Annotated in this window: 2 rRNA genes (1 of these 2 running past the window's edge); both read left to right on the top strand. The window is 54.8% G+C overall.

The window, feature by feature from the left end:
- A 23S ribosomal RNA gene (locus AB2L51_RS14875) occupies positions 1 to 2,575 on the top strand (it extends 168 nt beyond the left edge of the window).
- A 112-nt stretch (positions 2,576 to 2,687) separates the two neighbouring features.
- A 5S ribosomal RNA gene (gene rrf / locus AB2L51_RS14880) occupies positions 2,688 to 2,803 on the top strand.
- Positions 2,804 to 2,907 lie beyond the last annotated feature (104 nt).

Here is a 2,907-nt window from a genome sequence, read left to right on the forward strand (position 1 = left end):
ATGAGGCGAACCCGGGGAACTGAAACATCTCAGTACCTGGAGGAAAAGACATCAATTGAGATTCCGCTAGTAGTGGCGAGCGAACGCGGAGCAGGCCAGTGGTTTTTAGAAGAGAAGCAGAACGATCTGGAAAGGTCGGCCAGAGTGGGTGATAGTCCCGTATGCGTAGTGCTTTTAAAGATCCTTGAGTAGGGCGGGGCACGTGAAACCCTGTCTGAACATGGGGGGACCACCCTCCAAGCCTAAATACTCCCTGGTGACCGATAGTGAACAAGTACCGTGAGGGAAAGGTGAAAAGCACCCCGACGAGGGGAGTGAAATAGACCTGAAACCGGATGCCTACAAGCAGTCGGAGCCTCTTATGGGGTGACGGCGTACCTTTTGTATAATGGGTCAGCGAGTTTCTGTTTGCAGCGAGCTTAAGCCGATAGGTGTAGGCGTAGCGAAAGCGAGTCTGAATAGGGCGCATAGTTGCTGGCAGAAGACCCGAAACCGAGTGATCTAGCCATGGCCAGGCTGAAGGTGCGGTAACACGCACTGGAGGGCCGAACCCACGCCTGTTGAAAAAGTCGGGGATGAGCTGTGGCTAGGGGTGAAAGGCCAATCAAACTCGGAGATAGCTGGTTCTCCGCGAAATCTATTGAGGTAGACCGTCAGGTGTTGACCCCGGGGGGTAGAGCACTGGATGGGCTAGGGGGGCCCAAAGCCTTACCAAACCCAACCAAACTCCGAATACCCGGAAGTTTAGCCTGGCAGACAGACAGTGGGTGCTAAGGTCCATTGTCGAGAGGGAAACAGCCCAGACCACCAGCTAAGGCCCCTAAATCGTGGCTAAGTGGGAAAGGATGTGGGGATTCCATAACAACCAGGAGGTTGGCTTAGAAGCAGCCATCCTTTAAAGAAAGCGTAATAGCTCACTGGTCTAATAGAAACCCTGCGCCGAAAATGTAACGGGGCTCAAGCCACGTGCCGAAGCTGTGGGTGCATATCTATGATATGCGCGGTAGCGGAGCGTTCCGTAGGTCTGTGAAGGAAGCGGGGTGACCCCTTCTGGAGATATCGGAAGTGCGAATGCTGACATGAGTAGCGACAAACAGTGCGAGAAACACTGTCGCCGAAAGTCCAAGGGTTCCTGCGCAAGGTTAATCCACGCAGGGTTAGTCGGCCCCTAAGGCGAGGGCGAAAGCCGTAGTCGATGGGAATCAGGTGAATATTCCTGAACCTGCCAGAAGTGACGAATGCGATATGTTGTTGGTCCTTAACGGATTGGACCGGCTTTTGGAGCATTCCAGGAAATAGCTCTGGCGTATAGACCGTACCCTAAACCGACACAGGTGGACTGGTAGAGCATACCAAGGCGCTTGAGAGAACGATGCTGAAGGAACTAGGCAAATTACTCGTGTAACTTCGGGATAAGCGAGACCTGCATGTGGGCAACCATGTGTGGGTGGCACAGACCAGGGGGTAGCGACTGTTTAGTAAAAACACAGGACTCTGCGAAGTCGAAAGACGACGTATAGGGTCTGACGCCTGCCCGGTGCCGGAAGGTTAAGAGGAGGTGTGAGAGCACTGAATTGAAGCCCCGGTAAACGGCGGCCGTAACTATAACGGTCCTAAGGTAGCGAAATTCCTTGTCGGGTAAGTTCCGACCTGCACGAATGGCGTAACGACTTCCCCGCTGTCTCCAGCATCGGCTCAGCGAAATTGAATTCCCCGTGAAGATGCGGGGTATCCGCGGTCAGACGGAAAGACCCTATGAACCTTTACTGTAGCTTTACAGTGGCATCAGAGACATTCTGTGTAGGATAGGTGGGAGGCTTTGAAGCAGGGGCGCCAGTTCTTGTGGAGCCATCCTTGAAATACCACCCTGAATTTTTCTGATGTCTAACCGCGGCCAGTAAGCCTGGTCCGGGACCCTGTATGGTGGGCAGTTTGACTGGGGCGGTCGCCTCCCAAAGTGTAACGGAGGCGCGCGATGGTGGGCTCAGGCCGGTCGGAAACCGGCTGTTGAGTGCAATGGCATAAGCCCGCCTGACTGCGAGAGTGACAGCTCGAGCAGAGACGAAAGTCGGCCATAGTGATCCGGTGGTCCCGCGTGGAAGGGCCATCGCTCAACGGATAAAAGGTACTCTAGGGATAACAGGCTGATCTCCCCCAAGAGTCCACATCGACGGGGAGGTTTGGCACCTCGATGTCGGCTCATCACATCCTGGGGCTGGAGCAGGTCCCAAGGGTTCGGCTGTTCGCCGATTAAAGTGGTACGTGAGCTGGGTTTAGAACGTCGTGAGACAGTTCGGTCCCTATCTGCCGTGGATGTTGGAGATTTGAGAGGATTTGTCCCTAGTACGAGAGGACCGGGATGAACATACCTCTGGTGCACCGGTTGTCGCGCCAGCGGCACAGCCGGGTAGCTAAGTATGGACGGGATAACCGCTGAAAGCATCTAAGCGGGAAACCCACCTCAAAACTAGATCTCCCTGAGGGTCGTGGTAGACCACCACGTTAATAGGCCAGATGTGAAAGCGTGGTAACACGTGCAGCTAACTGGTCCTAATCACCCAATAGGCTCACTCTCACACTATCCTTACGGATAGCCCGTGCACAGAAATCATCCATAACCACGTCACACACAAAACACCCAAACGCACCAACCGCATCCACACACCCTTGCAGGGTGGTCTGGATGACCTGGTGGCCATGGCGGGGAGAGTTCCACCCGATCCCATCCCGAACTCGGCCGTGAAAACCCCCAGCGCCTATGATACTGCGGCTTAAGCCGCGGGAAAGTCGGTCGCCGCCAGGTCTTCCAGTCCACCTCCATAAAAACAAGCCAAAACAAAATCAGCACTCTCTCAACCGCGGGGTGGAGCAGCCCGGTAGCTCGTCAGGCTCATAACCTGAAGGCCG

This window comes from Acetobacter fabarum, assembly GCF_040702925.2.
GTDB classification, from domain to species: domain Bacteria; phylum Pseudomonadota; class Alphaproteobacteria; order Acetobacterales; family Acetobacteraceae; genus Acetobacter; species Acetobacter fabarum_B.